Here is a 1,092-nt window from a genome sequence, read left to right as displayed (position 1 = left end):
GTTATTCCTACCTGACCACCTATTTTCACGTCCTCATGTCCCCCCGTCCCCCTGTCCCCCTGTCCCCCTGTCCTCTTTCGCTAGCTTCAGACGATAGCCAATTCCATAAACTGTTTCAACCAGATTTCCTGGTGCTCCGACACTTCTAAGCTTCATTCGCAATCCTTTAATATGAGTGCGAACAGCTTCTTCACCTGGAGCGTCATTATAAGACCAAAGATGTTCTAAAATCATGCCGCAGCTAAATACGCGGTGACTGTTTCGCAAAAAAAGTTCTAGCAACGCATATTCTTTCGGCGTTAATGATAGCGGTTGTTCTGTGTAAGTAACTTCACAACTTGTCGGATCGAGCCGTAAATTACCCCATTCCAACACAGGTTGTGACGGAATAACACCCCGACGCAACAGCGCTCGCAGCCGTGCAATTAATTCCTCTTGATCGAACGGTTTAACCAGGTAGTCATCGGCACCTGCATCTAATCCTGTAGCCTTCTCGTGACTGCTATCGCACCCAGTCAACAACATGATTGGCATTTGCAAACCATGAAGTCTTATTTTACGGCAAAGACTAATACCATCTAACTTTGGGAGGATGACATCTAAAAGTATTAAGTCATAATCAAATATTTCCACTAAATCCCAAGCTGTTTCACCATCGGGGGCAATTTCCACTACATAGTTTTGGTTATTAAGAACAGCGACGATAGCCTCAGCAACAAACTCGTCATCCTCCACAAGTAATATTTTCATAAAATAAATTTGATTTATGGTTAATTTAGATGACAATTCTTGACAAAACTAATTAAAACGCAAGTTTTGCAAAAGTTACTATTAATATTCATCTTAGAAAGATAGTATAGTTTAATAAATATTGTTTTACAAATCGAATAATTGTGTTTACAAATGTTAAATAAACTCTATAAAAATAAAATCAGTTGTCATGGAAATTCCGGAGGGAAGTAACATTATCGTTGGTCAAACCCACTTTAATGAACTACCCCACCCTATAGAGGGATGGGGTTTCCAACTTCGCAGGGAATCGCATCTAGCAAAACCGAAGTTTTACCAGGTTGACTTATATTCCCTCCATTG

1 pseudogene is annotated in these 1,092 nt (G+C 40.3%); it reads right to left on the bottom strand.

From position 1 onward, the window contains the following. Positions 1-48: 48 nt before the first annotated feature. A pseudogene (locus AABK37_RS41475) lies at positions 49-750 on the bottom strand (response regulator transcription factor); the annotation flags it as partial. Between the last annotated feature and the right edge of the window lie 342 nt (positions 751-1,092).

Origin of the sequence: Tolypothrix sp. VBCCA 56010 (genome assembly GCF_050875635.1) — a bacterium.
Classification (GTDB): Bacteria; Cyanobacteriota; Cyanobacteriia; order Cyanobacteriales; family Nostocaceae; genus Hassallia.
The sequence above is the reverse complement of the archived record's forward strand: the minus strand, read 5'-3'. Positions and strand labels throughout refer to the sequence as shown.